Annotated in this window: 16 protein-coding genes and 3 pseudogenes; 17 read left to right on the top strand and 2 right to left on the bottom strand. The window is 66.0% G+C overall.

From position 1 onward, the window contains the following. Both VQ02_RS36760 and VQ02_RS05385 read left to right on the top strand, forming a co-directional pair. Positions 1-179 (top strand): annotated as a pseudogene (locus VQ02_RS36760) (IS66 family transposase); the annotation flags it as partial. A gap of 853 nt (positions 180-1,032) precedes the next feature. Then, the gene (locus VQ02_RS05385) at positions 1,033-1,920 is read left to right on the top strand and encodes a manganese catalase family protein (RefSeq protein ID WP_048443128.1); all 888 of its coding nucleotides are present in this window, start codon (positions 1,033-1,035) and stop codon (positions 1,918-1,920) included. Between the two features lie 296 nt (positions 1,921-2,216). Here VQ02_RS05385 and VQ02_RS35390 read toward each other — a convergent pair whose 3' ends face one another. Beyond that, positions 2,217-3,125: a tetratricopeptide repeat protein gene (locus VQ02_RS35390; protein ID WP_083469068.1), complete on the bottom strand. Its 909-nt coding sequence runs from the start codon at positions 3,123-3,125 to the stop codon at positions 2,217-2,219. A 236-nt stretch (positions 3,126-3,361) separates the two neighbouring features. Between VQ02_RS35390 and VQ02_RS05380 the strand changes: the two genes are divergently transcribed. The 7 genes from VQ02_RS05380 (at position 3,362) to VQ02_RS05355 (ending at position 10,129) form a co-directional block, all read left to right on the top strand. Beyond that, positions 3,362-5,644, top strand: a complete 2,283-nt coding sequence (locus VQ02_RS05380) for a TonB-dependent receptor (RefSeq protein ID WP_048443127.1) — start codon at positions 3,362-3,364, stop codon at positions 5,642-5,644. Between the two features lies 1 nt (position 5,645). Continuing rightward, on the top strand, positions 5,646-6,329 hold the full coding sequence (locus VQ02_RS05375; protein ID WP_048443126.1) for a Fe2+-dependent dioxygenase: 684 nt from the start codon (positions 5,646-5,648) through the stop codon (positions 6,327-6,329). Continuing rightward, entirely contained in the window at positions 6,326-7,018 is a 693-nt protein-coding gene (locus tag VQ02_RS05370) for a PepSY-associated TM helix domain-containing protein (RefSeq protein WP_245239631.1), read from the top strand. The genes VQ02_RS05375 and VQ02_RS05370 overlap by 4 nt, the downstream gene beginning before the upstream one ends. Before the next feature lie 10 nt (positions 7,019-7,028). Beyond that, positions 7,029-7,541: a DUF2271 domain-containing protein gene (locus VQ02_RS05365; RefSeq protein ID WP_048443125.1), complete on the top strand. Its 513-nt coding sequence runs from the start codon at positions 7,029-7,031 to the stop codon at positions 7,539-7,541. A 24-nt stretch (positions 7,542-7,565) separates the two neighbouring features. Beyond that, positions 7,566-8,387 carry a DUF4198 domain-containing protein gene (locus VQ02_RS05360; RefSeq protein WP_048443124.1) on the top strand — a complete coding sequence of 274 codons (822 nt, stop codon included), beginning with the start codon at positions 7,566-7,568 and terminating at the stop codon, positions 8,385-8,387. A 4-nt stretch (positions 8,388-8,391) separates the two neighbouring features. After that, complete coding sequence (locus VQ02_RS35385; RefSeq protein WP_083469067.1) at positions 8,392-9,390, top strand: FAD:protein FMN transferase; 999 nt, start codon at positions 8,392-8,394, stop codon at positions 9,388-9,390. 490 nt (positions 9,391-9,880) lie between these two features. Continuing rightward, the gene (locus VQ02_RS05355; RefSeq protein ID WP_157080509.1) at positions 9,881-10,129 is read left to right on the top strand and encodes a hypothetical protein; all 249 of its coding nucleotides are present in this window, start codon (positions 9,881-9,883) and stop codon (positions 10,127-10,129) included. A 439-nt stretch (positions 10,130-10,568) separates the two neighbouring features. Here VQ02_RS05355 and VQ02_RS05350 read toward each other — a convergent pair. Continuing rightward, positions 10,569-11,183: pseudogene (locus tag VQ02_RS05350) on the bottom strand (IS3 family transposase); the annotation flags it as partial. Positions 11,184-11,188: 5 nt separating this feature from the next. On the opposite strand from VQ02_RS05350, the pseudogene hemA reads away from it, so the two are divergent. The 8 genes and pseudogenes from hemA to VQ02_RS05310 form a co-directional block, all read left to right on the top strand. Next, positions 11,189-11,900, top strand: a pseudogene (hemA, locus tag VQ02_RS05345) (5-aminolevulinate synthase); the annotation flags it as partial. 191 nt (positions 11,901-12,091) lie between these two features. Continuing rightward, entirely contained in the window at positions 12,092-12,343 is a 252-nt protein-coding gene (locus tag VQ02_RS05340; RefSeq protein WP_048443121.1) for a hypothetical protein, read from the top strand. 781 nt (positions 12,344-13,124) lie between these two features. After that, positions 13,125-14,804, top strand: coding sequence for a cytochrome-c oxidase, cbb3-type subunit I (gene ccoN, locus VQ02_RS05335; protein ID WP_048443120.1), 1,680 nt, complete (start codon positions 13,125-13,127; stop codon positions 14,802-14,804). Positions 14,805-14,875: 71 nt separating this feature from the next. Next, entirely contained in the window at positions 14,876-15,622 is a 747-nt protein-coding gene (gene ccoO / locus VQ02_RS05330; RefSeq protein WP_048443119.1) for a cytochrome-c oxidase, cbb3-type subunit II, read from the top strand. A 5-nt stretch (positions 15,623-15,627) separates the two neighbouring features. Beyond that, the gene (locus VQ02_RS05325; RefSeq protein ID WP_048443118.1) at positions 15,628-15,777 is read left to right on the top strand and encodes a cbb3-type cytochrome c oxidase subunit 3; all 150 of its coding nucleotides are present in this window, start codon (positions 15,628-15,630) and stop codon (positions 15,775-15,777) included. Between the two features lie 3 nt (positions 15,778-15,780). Beyond that, positions 15,781-16,659, top strand: coding sequence for a cytochrome-c oxidase, cbb3-type subunit III (gene ccoP, locus VQ02_RS05320; RefSeq protein ID WP_048443117.1), 879 nt, complete (start codon positions 15,781-15,783; stop codon positions 16,657-16,659). A 183-nt stretch (positions 16,660-16,842) separates the two neighbouring features. Then, on the top strand, positions 16,843-18,342 hold the full coding sequence (ccoG, locus tag VQ02_RS05315) for a cytochrome c oxidase accessory protein CcoG (protein WP_083469066.1): 1,500 nt from the start codon (positions 16,843-16,845) through the stop codon (positions 18,340-18,342). Beyond that, positions 18,339-18,860, top strand: coding sequence for a FixH family protein (locus tag VQ02_RS05310; RefSeq protein WP_157080508.1), 522 nt, complete (start codon positions 18,339-18,341; stop codon positions 18,858-18,860). Before ccoG ends, VQ02_RS05310 begins: the two co-directional genes overlap by 4 nt. Positions 18,861-18,863: the final 3 nt, after the last annotated feature.

Below are 18,863 nucleotides of genomic sequence, written 5' to 3'. Positions count from 1 at the left end.
CCAACAACGCCTGCGAGCGCGACCTGCGGCCGGCGGTGGTCCAGCGCAAGGTGACGAACGGCTATCGGGCGATGTGGGCGGCCAAGGGCGAGGCAGACGTGCGCACCGTCGTCGCCACTGCCGCGCTCAAGACCAAGGCCACGCCCTTCGCCACCCTGCTCACCACCATCACCGCCTGATCACCCCCCACCATCCCGAACAGGACGGGACGACGAACGCCCGCGTCAAAAACACCCCGTGGGTAATTACCATAGGTGAGATCCTATTGATTGCGAGCACTTGCCGCGATCGCTCTGCATAATCTCGCGGCTTGTCTGCAGAAGCATGCTTGAGTGAAGGAGCGCGGAAGAGCTGAAGGCTGTGTCTGTACGAGGCAATTTCGACATGAGAACACATGTCTATGAGGAAAGAAAAATTATGTAAGACCTGCGGCGATTTGCGTTATACAAATAATATTTTACAGCAAAGAGGTGTCGCTGTTCCTAATATTGATACCGCTCGTGTGGAAAGAAAACAGCCAGGGCATGGAACGGTCCATGGGGGAAGGCTCTAATGGACAAGGCAGATAGGATCATCGATTGATTGTCGGACCCTTTTTCTGAAATTTGGATGGCTAACAGGATTTCCTGACAACCTCCGGCACGCGCGGCTGTGGCGTAAGGCGCGTCAGCTCTGGCCGACCCGCCTGCATGTAAGGAAAACGGTCAGACACTGTTGGCGAATTCCGTCTGGGAATGCCAGGAGGCCGGCGCTCGTTGGGATCGCACTCGGGCGAAGCAGCCGCGCGAGACGCCAAGCCGAAAGGCCGCTGGAATTCGACAACAGTGTCCGGTCATTTTTCATACATCTTGGCCACAGGATGGGATGCTGGAATGCCCGCGCGACACCAAACGAATAGCTTAATTTAGAATTACTCTAAGATGAACCCATCGACCGCCTGAACGTTGGAGCGCAAGTCGCATACCCCGGTGGAGTACCGTGCTGAGGGTGCCACCGAGCTCCGACTAGGAAAATTCCAATCAGGAGGCCCCGATGTACTATTTCGACAAGCGCCTGCAGTACCCGGTGAAGGTCGAGAAGCCCGATCCCTTGTTCGCCCGCCAGCTCCAGCAGGCGATCGGCGGCATCGAGGGCGAGATCCGCGTCTGCCTGCAGTACTTCTTCCAGGCCTGGGGCGCCCGCGGGCCGAGCACCAAATACCGCGACATTTTGCTGAACACCGCGACCGAGGAGATCAGCCACATCGAGATGCTGTCGACGGCGGTCGCCCTCAACCTCGAGGATGCGCCGGCGACGCTGCAGGAGACCTCGGTCCAAGGCAACCCAATCGTCGGCGCGGTGATGGGGGGTGAGCAGCCGCGCCACGTGGTCGAGGGCATGCTCCAGCGCCACCTGCTCTCCACCGGTATGGCCGCATTCCCGGCCGATTGCGATGGGGCACCCTTCAACTGCTCGCACGTCTATGCCAGCGGCAACCTCGTCGGCGACATGTTCTGCAACGTGGCGGCGGAGGCGACCGGCCGAACCCTGGCGGTCCGGCTCTACAACTCCACCCATGACAAGGGCATGCAGGACATGCTCAGCTTCCTCATCGCCCGCGACACGATGCACCAGCAGCAGTGGCTGGCGATCATCGAGGACATGGGCGGACTGAAGGAGTCGCTGCCGGTGCCCAACAGCTTCGACCAGTCGAAGGAGGCGCAGGAGTTCAGCTACATGTTCATGGGCACCGAGCGCAACGGCACGCCGGTTCCACCCGGCCGCTACTCGGAAGGCCCATCGATCGACGGCAAGGGCCAGTTCCACTTCAAGGCGTTCGAGCCCCTTGGCGAGGAGCCGGTGCTCGGCCCGGCCCGGCCTGACTCAGGTGCGCAGAAGGAGCAAATGACAGCTCCGCCGGTGACCAACAGCAAAATCTGACAAGGCACGGCATAGCTTCTGCCGGCAAGGCATCGGGCAGGGTTGATTCATCCTGCCCGACGCTCTGCTTCTTAAGAGAAGTGAATGCCTTACCAAGTCGCTGACGTTATATAACAGCTGGTTAGCCGTGCTCGCTCTTCAATCTGATTTTGCCTTTCAGATGATCCTTGCTGCGGGCGTAATGCCCAAGCGCCGCGGTGAGACGGAAGACATGCGGATCGTAGCGGTGGACGAGGCTCTGAAAAATATATTTTACCTTAGACACCATCAAAATCAAAAAATTATCCTATTCGATTTCACGATAACCCTCGAGGCCAGCTATCAACAAGTAACTTCATCAAGTAGGCTGCAATGATAGAAGTCTTTAGGATCCAAGCTGCTTTGTGTCGCTGCAGCGCGTCGCGCTTATGATATGGAAGAGATACTGGCATTTGCATCCCATCGAGTTGCTGCGCACGACTCATCGCATCAGCTATCAATCCTGCCAATCTGGGGTCGGCCACGTCGTTCAACGCGCTGACAATCATGGGCAGGCAGTGCGGGGTGGCATGCGCGAGTGCGGTCTCGAAAGCGGCATGTGCCTCGGCCACCCGATCGTTCTCGGTATGAATCATGCCTAGGTTGAGGGCGGCCCAGCAATCGCCCGCAGCCGTAGCGGCTCGGTAACAGCGGAGGGCAGCCACGCGGTTGACAGGAGTGCCCCACCCTTCTTCGTGGCAGCGCGCCAGCATACCGAGGGCTTTGCTGCTCGCCTCACGCTCGTCGCGCTCAGCCGCTGCCGAGAAGCAGCGAAACGCCTCCGCATGGTCACGCCGCACATCTCCGTACAGCAGCAGGCACCCGGTGTTGTAGAGGCCCCACGCATGCCCGCCCGCAGCCGCGCGGCGATAATGGCTGAGCGCCTCCGCGTGGCTCGCCGGCACGCCCCAACCAAGTTCGTGGCAGCGCCCGACCATGTTGCATGCGTCAAGGCTGCCGATGGATGCAGCGCGCCGGAACCAGGTGAAGGCCGCCGTGGGATCACGCGGCACGCCGTGCCCATCCAGCAGCATCTGCCCGAGAACTACCTGGGCCGAGCGGAAGCCACGCTCCGCGGCGAAGCGGATCCAGCGCGCTGCGCTGTCCGGCGATCCGTCAAGGATGCGGCGCCAGTCGGCTTCCGTGTTGTGGTGCAGCTCCCAGAGCGCAGGTTCTGCCGTACCCATAGATTGTGTCCGCCTCGCGCCGGTGGATCTCACGGCTTCGCCGCTCTCCCGCAGCCGTCACTCGCTTGGAAAAGTAGAATTATTCCATTTAACATCAGACGAAGATTCTCGAGAGAGCTAGATTGTAACTATTGTAGATTGTTGCGACAGCGCATCATACGTGGAAACAGCATATATCATCCATTGCCTCACGCCCACGTGAACGTCTATGCCTCCATTGTTCCTGGAGGGTAGAGATGCGTACGGAGTTGTCGTTTCGAGACGCGGGCACCGTAGGCTCGCTGGGCGTCGGTCTCGCAGCCAGTCTCGGCACGTTCATTCCTTTCGACGCCTACGCTCAGAACCCAGGATCCGCTCCCGTGGATAGCGGGGTAATCCCCCTCGAGGAGATCACCGTCGCGGGCTACGATGGCCGTCTGCCCAACACTCTCAACGCCGATCTCGGGCTGTCCCGCTTTCCCGGCCGCGTTCAAGACACCCCGCAGGCCGTCACCGTGGTGCCAGGCGAGGTCATTCGTCAGCAGCAGGCCACCACGCTTGAGCAGGCCCTGCGCAACGTGCCGGGCATTACACTCAGCTCCGGCGAGGGCAACGGTGGCCTCAACGGCGACCAGTTCCGCATCCGCGGCTTTCAGGCCAAGAACGACGTCTACCTCGACGGCCTGCGCGACTTCGGCGTCTACGCCCGCGACAGCTTCAACATCGGTGACGTCGTCGTCATCAAGGGACCGTCATCCGAGACCCTCGGCCTCGGCACCGCGGGCGGGGCGATCAACATCATCTCGAAGCGCGCCCTGCTGACAGACTTCACGGCCGTCGACGCGCTCGGCGGCAGCGGTCCCACCGCGCGAGGCACCTTCGACATTAATCGAAAGATCGACGAGACCACCGCGATCCGCATCACGGGCGTGGCCCACCGCCAGGACATCCAGGACCGGGACCACACGAAGTCTGATCGCTACGGCCTCGCCGCCTCGCTCGGCTTCGGGCTCGGCACCGACACCACCTGGCACCTGAACTACCTGTTCCAACACAGCGAGCGCACGCCCGATTACGGCGTGCCGACAGTGCAGCGCCCCGGCGACCGCTACGCACGGCCGATCACCGAGTTCGGGCTCGACCGCTCGACGTCCTACGCACGCGAGACAGACCGCGATAACGCCAACGTGCACCTCCTCACTTCGCTGATGAAGTGGACGGTCACGCCTTGGCTCACGGTCACCAATGATACGCGGCTCTCATTCTACAGCCGCAACTTCGCGAGCACGAACCCGCTCTGCACCAACAGCACCGCTGCGCCAGCGACCTTCTGCGCCCGGGACTTCTTTGCAGGCGGCAATCCGTTTGTCACCTACAGCGCCGGCGGTGGCACGGCGTTCGATCAGGACGCCTGGGGTGCGCAGAACGTCACGACCGCGGTGGCTAAGTTCCACACGGGCTTCCTGCGCCACGAGGTGGTGGCCGGCCTCGATGCCTTCTACCAGAATGATCGCCGCATCAACTTCGCGGTGGCTGGCACCCGGCCGAACCAGCGCCTGCTGGCACCCGACCCGACACAATCCGGCTACGCGCTCTACCGGAATTACAACAACCAGCGCGTGGGTGACGGTGCGAACCTCGCCGGCTTTTTCAGCGACCGGATCTGGCTCACCGAGCAGTTCTCGTTGCTTGGGGGCGTACGTGTCGACCGGTTCGTCAGCACCTATGCCACCACCAACACCACGACGGGCATCTTCGGCTCGACGGTCACGGCGGCCTCCACCGGCGTCAGCCCGAAGGGCGCGGCGATCTGGCAGCCGACGCCGGATCAGACCTACTACGTCACCTACGCCAAAGGCTTCTCGCCACAGGGACAGTACGTGGCGAACTCGACCGGCATCGAGGTGCCGAGCACGGCCGCCCTCAAGCCTGAGGAAAGCGACCTCTACGAGATCGGCGGCAAGGTCAGCGTGCTCGGTGGGCGCCTCGGTCTCGCCGCGGCCCTGTTCCGGGTCGACAAGAGCAACAGCTTCGACGTCGATCCCGTCACTGGCGGCCTGATCCTTGGCGCGCTCGATGCGGGTGAGCGGCGGCGCGTCGACGGCTTCGAGTTCACGGCGACGGGGCGGCTCACCGAGGAGTGGAGCCTGCTTGCCGGGTACACGCATCTGAACGGGAAGGTCCTGTCGGGTGCCAATATCGGCAAGGTGGCTCCCTACGTGCCCGAGAACGCCTTCACGTTGTGGACGACCTACGACCTAACCTCGGTGATGCGGTCCCTATGGGACCTGCCCGGCAAGATCACGGTCGGTGGCGGCGTCACCTTCGATGATGGCTACTTCCCGGCCAGCGACAACGTCACGCGGATCCCCGGCACCTTCTCGCTCGACGCGCTGGTCTCCTACGAGACCGAGAACTACCGGATCGCGGTCAACGCGTACAACCTGACGGACGAGTTGAACTATTCGGGTGCCTTCTCCACCCGGGCCATCCCGACCTCGGGACGCACGGTCCTGGTCAGCCTGGGCACGCGGTTCTGAGATGCTCGTCCACGTTCGCAACGTCCTCACAACCGAGGAGGTCGCCCATTGCCGCACTCGCCTCGAAGCGAGTGAGTGGGTCGACGGCCGCGTCACTGCCGGTGCTCAGGCGGCACGCGCCAAGAACAACCTGCAGATCCCGGAGGACGCGCCCATCGCCCGGGACCTCGGCGATCTCATCCTGCGGGCGCTCGGGCGCAGCCCGCTCTTCAACGCTGCGGCGCTGCCCCTGCGAGTGCTGCCGCCGCTGTTCAACCGCTACGATGTCGGCATGGGCTTCGGCGCCCATGTCGACGGGGCGGTCCGGATGGTGCCGGGCGCCGGGATCCGGATGCGTGCCGACGTCTCGACCACCTTGTTCCTCACCGAGCCTGACGCCTACGACGGCGGCGAACTGGTGATCGAAGACACCTTTGGCGCGCATTCGCTGAAGCTGCCGGCCGGGGACATGATTGTCTATCCCGCGACCTCCCTGCATCGGGTCGAGCCGATCACCCGCGGCTCGCGGTGGTCAGCGTTCTTCTGGTCGCAGTCCATGGTCAAGGACGACGGTCAGCGCGCGCTGCTCTTCGCCATGGACCAGGGTATCACCGGGGTTCGGCAGAAGCTCTCGGATGAGGATCCGGCTGCTGTCGCCCTGACGAGCTGCTACCACAACCTGCTGCGCCGCTGGGCCGAGATGTGAGCGACCACGTTCTGCCGCAGGACAGCGCTTTGGTCGCAGGGCACCCGGTGCCGTCCGCCAGCGAGGATCGACACCGTGCTCGGAAGCGGCGGGCGTTCTGGCTGAAGCAGCTCTACGCGTGGCACTGGATCAGCTCGGCCCTATGCCTCGTCGGCATGCTTCTGTTTGCAGTGACCGGCATCACCCTGAACCATGCGGCGCAGTTGGAAGCACGGGCGCGCGTCGCGACCCGCGAGGCGGCGCTGCCGGCCGACTTGCTGCCCCTGGTGCAAGCCCTGCCATCCCGCGGGCGGGGCCCACTGCCGCCCGCTGTCGATGCGTGGCTGAGCCGAGAGATCGGGATCCGGCCGACACCCGAGGCGGAGTTCTCGTCCGACGAGGTCTCGCTCTCTCTACCGCGTCCAGGCGGCGACGGCTGGGTCAGTCTCGCGCGCCGGGGTGGGAGCGTCATGCACGAGGTCACCGACCGCGGCTGGCTGGCCTACCTCAACGACCTGCACAAGGGCCGCCACACCGGCTCGGCCTGGTCGTGGTTCATCGACGGGTTCGGGGCCGCCTGCCTGGTCTTCTGCCTCACCGGGCTGGCGCTGCTCTGGTTCCACGCCGGGCGCCGGCCCGCCACCTGGCCGGTGGTCGGTTTGGGCCTCCTGGCTCCGCTCCTCATCGCCCTGCTGTTCATCCATGCCTGAGGTCCGCCCCTTGCGTTCGAGCGTCACCGCGCTGTTCTCCGCCCTGCTCACGGCGCCTACCGGAGCGAGCGAGCTGACCGTCAGCGTGCAGATCCCCCGCCTCGAGGTTGCCGAGTATCACCGGCCCTACGTGGCCGTCTGGCTCGAGCGGCCGGACCAGAGCGTCGCGGCCAACCTAGCCGTCTGGTACGACATCGCCAAGCCCGGCCGAGAGGGCACCAAGTGGCTCAAGGACATGCGGCAGTGGTGGCGCCGCGTCGGCCGCGAGCTCGAGATGCCGGTGGACAGCGTCAGCGGCGCCACCCGACCTGTCGGGGAGCACGCCCTGCGCTTCTCCGCCGATGCTGCGCCGCTGAAAGATCTCGCACCCGGCTCCTACCAGATCGTCGTCGAGGCGGCGCGCGAGGTGGGCGGACGCGAGATCGTCCGCTTGCCGCTGTCCTGGCCTGCCGGTGAGCCCGGGGCCAAGGAGGTGCGCGGTGCCGAGGAACTCGGTCGTGTCGCTGTCACCCTCACCCCCTAATCGTTGCCTGCTGCGAGGCTCCTCATGCCCCTCCGACCTTTCCGCCGCGCGGCCGTGGCCGCGCTACTCGCCGCCATTGTGCCGTTGTCCTGGCCCGCGCAGGCCCATCGGGCCTGGATGCTGCCCTCGGCCACCGTGCTGTCGGGCGCGGATGCCTGGGTGACGGTCGACGCGGCGATCTCGAACGATCTGTTCTACTTCGAGCACTTTCCGATGCGGCTCGACGGGCTCACGGTGACGGGGCCAGACGGCCGCTCTGTGCCGGTGCAGAATGGCAGCACCGGCAAGTACCGCAGCACGTTCGACCTCCACCTCGACAAACCGGGTACGTACCGGGGGAGCGTGGTTCAGTCGGCCGTGTTTGCCAGCTACAAGCTCAACGGAATGTCGAAGCGCTGGCGGGGCGCCCCAGAGAACCTGGAGAAGGAGGTGCCGCGCGAGGCAGAAGGGCTGCAGGTGACGCAGTCGCAGCAGCGCACGGAGGTGTTCGTCACGTCCGGCAAACCGAGCGAGGTCGCCCCGGATCCCAGCGCTGCAGGGTTGTCGCTGCGTCCCATGACCCACCCGAACAGCCTCGTCTCCGGCGAGGCGGCTCGGTTCGTCCTGCTCCTTGACGGTTTACCTGTGCCGGACGTCGAGATTGAGGTCGTGCCGGGCGGCATCCGCTACCGCGACAAGCTGAACGACTTCAAGCTGCGCACGGGAGCGGATGGAAGCTTCGTGGTGAGCTGGCCGGCGCCCGGCATGTACTGGCTCAGCGCCACCGTGCAGGACGGCAAGGCGACGATGCCGAATGCGCGGCGTCGGGCGACCTACAACGTGACGTTGGAAGTTCTGCCTCCGTAGCGCCGTGCGACGCGTCCTGATCCCGCCCGCTCTGCCTCCGATCGGCTGCGCCGCGCCGGAGGGTACCCTCGTCGCGTGGTCGGGTGAGATGATGGGTACGACCTGGTCCGTGAAGGCCGTCGTGCCTGATGGACATCAGGCCGAGGATGTTCGCACCGGTTTCACGCTGCTCCTCGATGGCATCGACCGCGAGATGAGCCAGTGGCGGCCGGAGTCGGACCTCACGCGCTTCAATCAGGCACCGGCCGGCACATGGGTGCCATTACCAAGCCAGCTGCGGAAGGTTCTCGCAGCGGGGCTCGACCTCGCGCGCCTCACGGACGGAGCCTACGATCCGACGATCGGGGCCCTCACCGACTTGTGGGGTTTCGGCCCGCCGGGCCCGATCCGATGCAGGCCTGGTGCAGCCGCGATCCAGGCAGCGCAGGCGCGGAGCGGCTTTGCCCGCGTTCGCCTTGATCCAGCCTCAGGCGCCGCCTTCCAGCCGGGCGGGATACAGCTCGACCTCTGTGGCATCGCCAAGGGCTACGCGGTCGACGTGGTATCGGAGGCACTCACCGCGCGTGGGTTGACGAATCACCTCGTCGAGATTGGGGGTGAGCTGCGCGGTGCTGGCATCAAGCCGGACCGTACACCATGGTGGGTGCGGTTAGAGGAGCCGCCCGGCAGTGAGCGGCCTGCCACTGTCGTCGCCCTGCACGGGCTCGCCGTCGCAACCTCGGGCGACTACCGACGCGTTCTCTCATGCGAGGGAGAACGCCATGGTCACACCCTTGATCCTCGCACCGGAGTTCCGCTCTCGAACGGACCGCTTGTCGCCACAGTCCTGCATGCAGCGTGTCTGGTCGCAGACGTGGCGGCCACTGCGCTGATGGTGCTGGGTCTCGCTGACGGCTTGGCCTTTGCGGAGCGCCATCGCTTGGCAGCACGCGTGATCACGCGAGCAGCAGATAATCAAGCGCATGAATATACGAGTTCGATATTTAAGAGAATGCTATCATAGTCAGTTAATAGTATAAAAATTCGACATACTTGGATAAGTGGATACGGAAACATGCCATGAGACGACGTCGATGCACGATGTGATTGCCGCGCAGATGTAATCACGTTCTATACGCCAAGCTTATGCGAGCGCCGAGCGCCGAGCGCCCGCGAGTGCAATCAATAGCACGCCGCTAGGAACCGCCCCCTCATCAGGACTTCTCGGCGGCGCTCGCATAGGGGAGGCGTATGGACCCAGCTTCCATGGCTGTTATGTCACAATTTAAAAAATTGAGAGATCATGCTCACTCCAGCCTGTGCTGGATTGCGCCTCTCGATCGAGATCATGCATGCCCGCTTCAGGTTCGATTGGTCCTTGCTGGCGTACCACGCCATGGCAATCACATGTACGATCATCGATGTATCTTTGTTGAAACGCTCTAAAGTAAATAGCCGTCACATCGTTTGGCAGAACCGACTTATTGCGCTAGTCATCCCAGATGGCCCGCCGCGTGAGCTACCAGATCTTCGACACACCAGACGGACGCTTTGCCGTCACGGTGACTATCGAACCGGACAAGACGATGGTCCGAACCGGCTTTGCGACTCAGGCTGAGGCCGGAGCTTGGGTGGAGGGGCTGCGGGACATCATGACGGCCCTTGGGGCCCCCGTGAGCCTCGCCTTTCCTGAGTATCCCAGCTCCCTACCCCTGAACGATGTGCTGGCCTTCATCCGCGATGCACCGAGCGAAGCCGACTGATTGCCACTGTCCGGCACGTCCGGCTCAGATACCCATACCTTAAAACGGCCAAGGTTTGCGGCGAGGAGTTACCCCTTGCTGCCGCAATGAGCGGCACGACAGGCCATACCCGGCACGCTGATGCCATCGGACCCGCAAGGGTCGATGGATACAAATCAAGAACCAAAGCGGACAAATAATAAACATAGCCGGCTGACTGTTAGTTCGTCAGCTTTGGCCGCCCTTCAGATCCGCTGAACCTCCTTCGGATCGAGCTACAGTTTCCGGCTCACAGGGCGCGGCGTCGGTCTTCGAAAATCACAAATCGTTGCGCTTCTGCCGTTCCGGATAGCAGGCGGCTTCAAGGTTCAGGGTGATGGTGCAGAGCTGCGTTCCTGCTTCGTCACGGACATGACGGTCCCCCGGATCTTGGTCCGGCCGAGGGTTGAGCCTCCGGCTCTCATTCGGCAGCCTCTCGGGCCGCCGCCAAGGCGAATTCCTGGGGCGTCCGCCACCCCAGGGCTGTGTGAGGACGGCTCTCGTTGTACTGCCGCCGCCACGCCTCGATCTTGGCCCTCGCGTTGGCCAGCGACAAGAACCAGTTCGCGTTCAGGCACTCGTCGCGCAGCCGCCCGTTGAACGACTCGACCAGCGCGTTGTCGGTTGGCTTGCCAGGCCGCGAGAAATCCAGCGCGACGCTGTTCTCGTAGGCCCAGCGATCGAGCGCCTTCGAAACGAACTCAGGCCCATTATCGACCTGAATCGTCTCCGGTACTCCGCGCAGGATTGCCAAGCGGGCAACGACAGCCACGACCTGCTCGCCCTTGATGCCCTGATCCACCTCGATCCGCAGAGCTTCGCGCGTGAAGGCATCCACCACCGTCAAGGCTCGTAGCCAGCGGCCGTCGAAGAGCGCGTCGGAGACGAAGTCCATCGACCAGCGCTCGTTGGGCCGCACTGGGGCAGGCCGACGCTCTCGGTGGGCCGCGCTGACGTGCCGGCGCGGCCGCTTGAGCCGCAGGCTCAGGCCCTCGTCCCTGTAGAGCCGGTGGACCCGCTTGCGGTTTACCCGCCAGCGCGAAGAAGATCTTCCGCCACAACGATCTCCAGCACCTGGAGGAGCTGCTTCAGGAGGCCGGCGACCGGCCGAAGCTGATCGTGTTCGAGTCGGTCTACTCGATGGACGGAGACGTGGCGTCGGGCGGCAAGATCTGCGACCTCGCCGACCGCTACGGCGCCATGACATACCTCGACGAGGTCCACGCGGTCGGCCTCTACGGCCCGCGCGGCGCCGGCATCGCCGAGCGCGACCGGGTGATGCACCGGGTCGACGTGATCGAGGGCACGCTCGCCAAGGGCTTCGGCTGCGTCGGCGGCTACATCACCGCCTCGGCGGCGATCTGCGACGCGGTGCGCAGCTTCGCGCCCGGCTTCATCTTCACCACGGCGCTGCCGCCCGCGTTGGCGGCGGCGGCGCGCGCCTCAGTGCGCCTCGCGCTCGCGCACCGAGCGCGAGGCGCACCAGCGCCAGGCGGCGGCCACCAAGCTGGCCCTGAGCGCGGCGGGCCTGCCGGTCCTGGAGACCGAGACCCACATCGTGCCGGTGATGGTCGGCGACGCCGAGCTGTGCAAGGTGGCGGCCGACCGCCTGCTGGAGCACCACGCCATCTACATCTAGCCGATCAACTACCCGACGGTGCCGCGCGGCACCGAGCGCCTGCGGATCACGCCGTCGCCGTTCCACGACGAGGCGCAGGTCAGCAAGCTCACCGCGGCGCTCGCCGAGACCTGAGACGCCCTCGGCATCCCGCATGCCGGCACCGCTTTCGTCGAGGCCGCGGAGTAGCCCGTGCGAGCACCTTGCACGGAAATCCGAAGCGCCCGGAGCGGCGGCATCGCGACCGTGCGTCGTCCTTGATCTATCCCAAGGCCAGGCTTCCGGGACCGTGGAAAGTGAGCGGCGTTCAACCGGAGAGTACCTCGATGGGCGCCCCTCTATCCCTTGCGTGGAACCCGATCTGGGCCTTCGCGACGCTGTTCGTCTCGGCGGTCGCCGTAGGGGGATTGGCCGTGGCCGCCGCGTTCGCGCTGCTTGCCGTGACCTTGGTCCTCAATGCCGGAGGCTTCTTGTTCTACGCGCTGGTCACCGGCACCAAGATCCTCGCGCCCCTGGTCCTGGCGGCCATGATCCTGCCGAGCGGGCTGCTCGGGTTCTGCCGCTCGCAACGGGGTTGAGGCGACCCGTTCGTCCAGCCATCGCCGGCGGCCCCGCCCGCGTCCGGCCTACGGTCCCGAACGATGCCGCGGGTCCGGCGCGACGATAGCACGCCTGTCTCGGCCCGGTGCCCGGCCCGTCGAGGCAACACGATGAACGCTGCTACACGGCGGCTCCCGTCACCGCGGAGGGTACCGACGGGCCCTCCGCTCGTCAGCCTCCGCTATCCCGGCCTGTCGCTGCAAGATTGCCGCGGGGGCGTTTGCCGCCTGACGTGGGCGCCGCGCGGTAGCGGCTTGGCGACGCTGCAGAACCTGCGCGGACACGCCATCGCCGTCTTCGCCACCGCATCGACGGCAAGCTCGATGTCAGCGCGGCCCAGAACGTGAGCGACAGGATCACAGCGCAGCCGTCGGGCGGCACGCTGCCGGACGCGGTCGTCGCGGCCGCCGTCCGGCTCGCGCGGGACGTGGGACATGCGCGCCTCGCCATCAAGCCCGCGGAAGGGGGCGCTAGTGCACTGACGCCTTCAAAAGGTACATAGTTCGTTGCGATTTCCGCTGCGTTTGCAGGCGGTTGGCGAGATCGGGCGTGGTGCTTTCGTCGGCGTCAGTGCACTAGCGGACGACGCCGATACCCGGCCCGAGCGGGCTTCGTGGAGGAAGGACAACTACCGGTTCGGGCGCCGCCCGCCGGCGGGCGGCACCGCGGCAGGCCGTTTGATCGAAATCAAGGCTCCGGGCCACCCAGCCACCTAAGCGCAGGCGTAGCCGTTTTTGCGCGAGGCGAATCGAGCGAGCCATGGCCGCGACACCAGCATCCAAGTACATGACCGAGGGGGAGGTCGGCCTAAGCCTGGCTCTTCTCACCGGCGCCTTCCTCTGCGCCCTGGCCTCGGCCCGCGCGGTCGACGCGCCGTTCTCCGTCCATATGGGCGTGTTCGCGCTCGCTGCGGTGGCGGGCATCGCCGCCATCCTGAAGCGCTACGAGGGACGGTCGGTCGAGGCGCCCCCGCAAGAGATCGACGGCAAGCCCAACTACAACATCGGACCGATCAAGTTCACGGCCGTCGCAGCGATGGCCTGGGGCATCACCGGCTTCCTAGTCGGATGCATCATCGCCTTCCAGCTCTGGGCGCCGTCCCTCAACCTTGGCCTCGAATACGCGAGCTTCGGCCGCCTAAGGCCGCTACACACGTCGGCGGTGATCTTCGCCTTCGGCGGCAACGTCCTGATCGGCACCTCTTTCTACGTCGTGCAGCGGACCTGCCGGGCGCGCCTCGCGGGCGAGCTCGCGCCCTGGTTCGTGGTGCTCGGCTACAACCTGTTCATCGTCGTCGCCGGCACCGGCTACCTCATGGGCGTGACCCAGTCGAAGGAATACGCCGAGCCCGAATGGTACGCCGACCTATGGCTGACCGTCGTCTGGGTCGCCTACCTCCTCGTGTTTCTGGCCACGCTCCGCAAGCGGACCGAGCCGCACATCTTCGTGGCGAACTGGTTCTACCTCGCCTTCATCGTCACCATTGCGATGCTGCACATCGTCAACAACCTCGCGATGCCGGTGAGCTTCCTTGGCTCCAAGTCGTACCCGATGTTCGCGGGCGTGCAGGATGCCTTGATCCAGTGGTGGTACGGCCACAACGCGGTGGGCTTCTTTCTCACCGCCGGCTTCCTGGCGATCATGTACTACTTCGTCCCGAAGCGCGCCGAGCGGCCGATCTACTCATATCGTCTATCGATCATCCACTTCTGGGCCCTGATCTTCATGTACATCTGGGCGGGGCCGCACCACCTGCACTACACGGCCCTGCCGGATTGGGCGCAGACGCTCGGCATGACCTTCTCGATCATGCTGTGGATGCCGTCCTGGGGCGGGATGATCAACGGCCTCATGACGCTGTCGGGTGCCTGGGACAAGCTGCGCACCGACCCCGTGCTGCGCTTCATGGTCGTCTCGCTAGCCTTCTACGGCATGGCGACCTTCGAGGGGCCGATGATGTCCATCAAGGCCGTGAACTCGCTCTCACACTACACGGATTGGACCATCGGCCACGTGCATTCGGGTGCGCTCGGCTGGGTCGCCTACATCTCCTTCGGCGCGCTCTACTGCCTCGTCCCGTGGCTGTGGAACCGGCGTGAGGTCTACTCGCTGAAGCTCGTCGAGTGGCACTTCTGGGTCTCGACGCTGGGCATCGTGCTGTACATTACCTCGATGTGGGTCGCAGGCATCATGCAGGGCCTGATGTGGCGCGCCTACAATGCCCTGGGCTTCCTCGAATACTCCTTCGTGGAGACCGTCGAGGCGATGCAGCCCTACTACCTGGTGCGGGCGCTGGGCGGCGTGCTGTTCCTGATCGGCGGGCTGATCATGGCCTACAACCTCGTCATGACCATCGCGGGCAAGACCGCGGTCGAGAGCAAGCCGCTGCCCGGCGGCGAGGTGCTTCCCGGAACCGTCGGCCTCGCTCCGGCGGAGTGAAGTCTCCGGGCCGCCCGAAGGGGCGGCCCGTCCGCAAACGCGTCACGCCCGTCACATACGGAAGAAGTCCGATGGCCACCGCCCAGCCCGGCCTCTGGAAGAGGCACGAGATCTTCGAGAAGAACTCCATCATTCTGCTCATCGGCGCGCTGCTCGTCGTGGCCATCGGCGGCCTCGTCGAGATCACGCCGCTCTTCTACCTGAAAAGCACCGTCGAGAAGGTGGAGGGAGTCCGCCCCTACACGCCGTTGGAGCTCGCCGGCCGCAACATCTACATCCGCGAGGGCTGCTACCTCTGCCACAGCCAGATGGTGCGCCCGATGCGCGACGAGATCGAGCGCTACGGCCACTTCTCGCTCGCCGCCGAGAGCATGTACGACCACCCCTTCCAGTGGGGCTCGAAGCGGACCGGCCCAGATCTCGCCCGCGTCGGCGGCAAGTATTCCGACCAGTGGCACCGCGAGCACCTGAAGGACCCGCGCGCCGTGGTGCCGGCCTCGATCATGCCGGCCTACGCCTTCCTCGACCGGCCCCTCGACGCCGACGCCATCGCCGACGACCTGAAGGCCAACCGGGCGCTCGGCGTGCCCTACACCGACGAGATGATCGCTCTGGCCCGGACCGACCTCAAGGCGCAGCTCGATCCGGACGGTGCCGGCGCCGCCGACCTCCAGCGCCGCTACCCGGGGGCCACCGTGCGGGACTTCGGCGGCGATAAGGGCAAGGCCGCCGAGATCGACGCGCTCGTCGTCTACCTGCAGGTGCTCGGCACGATGGTCGACTTCAAGATCTACGAAGACAAGAAAAACCTCAGGTGAGTGCCATGACGTACGAGAACGCTTCCGCCTTCGCCCAGACCAGCGGCCTCCTCTACTTCGTCGGCATTTTCCTCGCCGTGATCCTGTACGCCTTCTGGCCGCGCAACCGCGCCCGGTTCGACGCGGCCGCCCATCTCCCCCTGATCGAGGACTGAGCCGTGGCCGATACCGCCAACCCCGGCAAGCCGCCCGCCGGCCCGGAGACCACCGGACACGAGTGGGACGGCATCGCCGAGTACAACAATCCCCTGCCGCGCTGGTGGCTTTACGGCCTGTACGCCACCATCGTCTGGGCGATGGGCTACTGGGTGCTCTACCCGGCCTGGCCTATGGTCAGCGGCTACACCGGCGGCCTGCTCGGCTACTCCCAGCGCGCGACCGTGCTCGACGAGGTCGAGGCGGTGCGCCGGGAGCGCGACCTGCGCGGTCAATCGCAGCTCGCGAGCGCCTCCGTCGCGGAGATCCGCGCTAATCCGGCCCTGCTGCGCCTCGCCCTCGCGACTGGCAAGGCGGCGTTCGGCGACAACTGCGCCGCCTGCCACGGCACCTCGGCCACCGGCCGCATCGGATATCCGAACCTCCAGGACGATGATTGGCTCTGGGGCGGCACCCCCGAGGCGATTGAGCAGACGATCCGCTTCGGCGCCCGCTCCGGCCACGGCGAGGCGCATGTCGGCGACATGCCGGCCTTCGGGCGCGACGGCGTGCTCAAGCGTGACGAGGTTGAGGCGGTGGCAAGCTACGTGCTCTCGCTCTCCGGCAAGCCGGGCGTGGCCAGCGCGAGCGCCGAGAAGGGCGCCGAGGTGTTCGCGGGTAATTGCGCCGGCTGCCACGGCGAGGCCGCCAAGGGCAATCCCGAGATGGGGGCGCCGAACCTCACCGACCCGATCTGGCTCTACGGCTCGTCGCCCGAGCAGGTCGTCGCCACGGTCACGAACGGGCGTAAGGGGGTGATGCCTGCTTGGGAGGGCCGCCTCGACCCGGCGACCATCAAGTCGCTGGCCGTCTACGTCCACGGCCTGGGCGGCGGCCAGTAGTCGGGAGGCAGGTCCGGCCGGCCGGAGGGGGACGGTTCGGGTCTGGCCTCCCGCGAGCCCTGTCCGGTGCGACTGGCACCGGACAGGGCTCGAACCTGCGCTTGAGCGAGATCAAGGCAGCCGCCCCGAGCCGGACCTACGACCGACGGAGCCGGCCGCGTCGCCGGACGGAACCTTGCACCCATGTCCCTCGCCGAGCCGACAAGACCAGCCCCCGTGCCCAGACCCCGACCGACCACGAAGTTCGGCCGGCGCGCGACGCGGGCGGCCATCCCGGCCGTGGACGGATCGCTCTACGCCGCGCGGACCAAGATCCAGCCGCAGCTGGTCCGCGGCACCTTCCGGCGGATCAAGTGGGCGGTGCTCGTCGTCGCGCTCGGCATCTACTACCTCGTTCCCTTCCTGCGCTGGAACCGGGGCCCGGGCGAGCCGTCTCAGGCGGTGCTGCTCGACCTCGACAAGGGCCGGTTCCACTTCTTTTCCATCGAGCTGTGGCCGCAGGACGTGACCTACGTCATGGGTCTGCTGATCCTCGCGGCCCTGGTCCTGTTCCTGATGAACGCCGTCGCGGGCCGGGTCTGGTGCGGCTACCTCTGCCCGCAGACCGTCTGGACCGACCTGTTCCTCGCCGTGGAGCGCCTGATCGAGGGCGACCGCCGGGAGCGGCTGAAGCTCGACGCCGCGCCCTGGTCGATGGAGAAAATCGCGCTGCGGACGATGAAGCATTCCATCTGGCTGCTCATCGCCTGGTGGACCGGGGGTGCCTGGGTGCTCTACTTCGCCGACGCGCCGACGCTGGTCGTGCAACTCGCCACGTTCCAGGCGCCGGCGCCAGCCTACGTCGCCATCCTGACGCTGACCGCGACCACCTACCTCCTCGCCGGCCACATGCGCGAGCAGGTCTGCACCTACATGTGCCCCTGGCCGCGCATCCAGGCCGCGCTCACCGACGAGCACGCCTACAACATCCTCTACCGCGACGCGCGGGGCGAGCCCCGGGTCTCGGCCAAGCAGGCCACCGCGCTCCGCGCGGCCGGCCAGCCCGCCGGCGATTGCGTCGACTGCTTCGCCTGCGTCACCGCCTGCCCGGCCGGCATCGACATTCGCGACGGCCTGCAGATGGACTGCATCCAGTGCGGCCTCTGCGTCGACGCCTGCGATACGACGATGGGCAAGCTCGGGCGCCCTGCGGGCCTGATCGGCTACGACACCGAGGCCAACCGCCGGAGCCGCGCCGCCGGCGGCGGCCCCGTGAGCCGGATCGTGCGCCCGCGGACCGTGCTCTACGTGGCCCTTGTCGCGGGCATCGGCGGGTTCATGCTCTACAGCCTCGTGACGCGCAGCTTCATGGGCCTGAGCGTCCTGCACGACCGTAACCCGCTCTACGTGACCCTGTCCGACGGCAGTATCCGCAACGGCTACACGGTGCGGCTCAGCAACAAGCGCCCCGGCGAACGACACTACGCGCTGGCGGTCGAGGGCCTGCCCGGGGCGCGGGTCGAGGTTGTGGGCGGCTTGGCCGCCGACCTGCCCGTGCCGTCCGATGCGACGCAGGAGTTCCGCGTCCTCGTCTTCGCTCCGGCCGGCGCCGAGCCGGCAGCCTCCGCCCCCCTGACCTTCCGCATCGCCGACGCCGCGACCGGCGAGACGGCCCGCGCGCAGGACACCTTCAAAGCCCCATGACCATGCCGACCATCGCCTCGCCGCGCCCATCGCGCGCTCCCGGCCGACTGACAGGCCGCAAGGTGCTCCTGATCTTCGTCGCGTTCTTCGGCACCGTCGCCGGCGCGGACGCAGTCCTGGTCACGTCCGCCTTCCGGACGTGGTCCGGGTTGGACGAGCCGTCCCCCTACCAGGCCAGCCAACGCTACAACGCCGAGTTGAGGCGGGCGGCCGAGCAGGACGCCCTCGGTTGGCGCCTCGACGCGACCGTCGTCCGCCTTCCCGCTTCGGTCATGTCGGTGAACGTCACCCTGGCCGATGACGGAGGAAAGCCGGTCCGGGGACAGTCGCTGCAGGCCCGGCTCGAACGCCCGACCGACAAGCGCCAGGATGTGGGCGTCGACCTCGTCGAGATCAGCGCAGGGACCTATGCGGCCCGGGCCGAACCGGTCGCGAGCGGGCAATGGGACCTCGTCGTGGAAGTCGCCGGACCGAAGGGTGGCGCGTTCCGGCGCAGGCACCGGATCGTCCTGGACTGAGGG

It is taken from the genome of Methylobacterium variabile, assembly GCF_001043975.1.
In the GTDB taxonomy this organism is placed as follows: domain Bacteria; phylum Pseudomonadota; class Alphaproteobacteria; order Rhizobiales; family Beijerinckiaceae; genus Methylobacterium; species Methylobacterium variabile.
The sequence above is the reverse complement of the archived record's forward strand: the minus strand, read 5'-3'. Positions and strand labels throughout refer to the sequence as shown.

Excerpts from the sequence above, each read along its gene's own strand:
- VQ02_RS05385 (WP_048443128.1), top strand. The coding sequence starts at position 1,033 with ATGTACTATTTCGACAAGCGCCTGCAGTACCCGGTGAAGGTCGAGAAG.
- VQ02_RS35390 (WP_083469068.1), bottom strand. The coding sequence starts at position 3,125 with ATGGGTACGGCAGAACCTGCGCTCTGGGAGCTGCACCACAACACGGAA.
- VQ02_RS05380 (WP_048443127.1), top strand. The coding sequence starts at position 3,362 with ATGCGTACGGAGTTGTCGTTTCGAGACGCGGGCACCGTAGGCTCGCTG.
- VQ02_RS05375 (WP_048443126.1), top strand. The coding sequence starts at position 5,646 with ATGCTCGTCCACGTTCGCAACGTCCTCACAACCGAGGAGGTCGCCCAT.
- VQ02_RS05360 (WP_048443124.1), top strand. The coding sequence starts at position 7,566 with ATGCCCCTCCGACCTTTCCGCCGCGCGGCCGTGGCCGCGCTACTCGCC.
- VQ02_RS05340 (WP_048443121.1), top strand. The coding sequence starts at position 12,092 with ATGGGCGCCCCTCTATCCCTTGCGTGGAACCCGATCTGGGCCTTCGCG.
- ccoN (WP_048443120.1), top strand. The coding sequence starts at position 13,125 with ATGGCCGCGACACCAGCATCCAAGTACATGACCGAGGGGGAGGTCGGC.
- ccoO (WP_048443119.1), top strand. The coding sequence starts at position 14,876 with ATGGCCACCGCCCAGCCCGGCCTCTGGAAGAGGCACGAGATCTTCGAG.
- VQ02_RS05325 (WP_048443118.1), top strand. The coding sequence starts at position 15,628 with ATGACGTACGAGAACGCTTCCGCCTTCGCCCAGACCAGCGGCCTCCTC.
- ccoG (WP_083469066.1), top strand. The coding sequence starts at position 16,843 with ATGTCCCTCGCCGAGCCGACAAGACCAGCCCCCGTGCCCAGACCCCGA.
- VQ02_RS05310 (WP_157080508.1), top strand. The coding sequence starts at position 18,339 with ATGACCATGCCGACCATCGCCTCGCCGCGCCCATCGCGCGCTCCCGGC.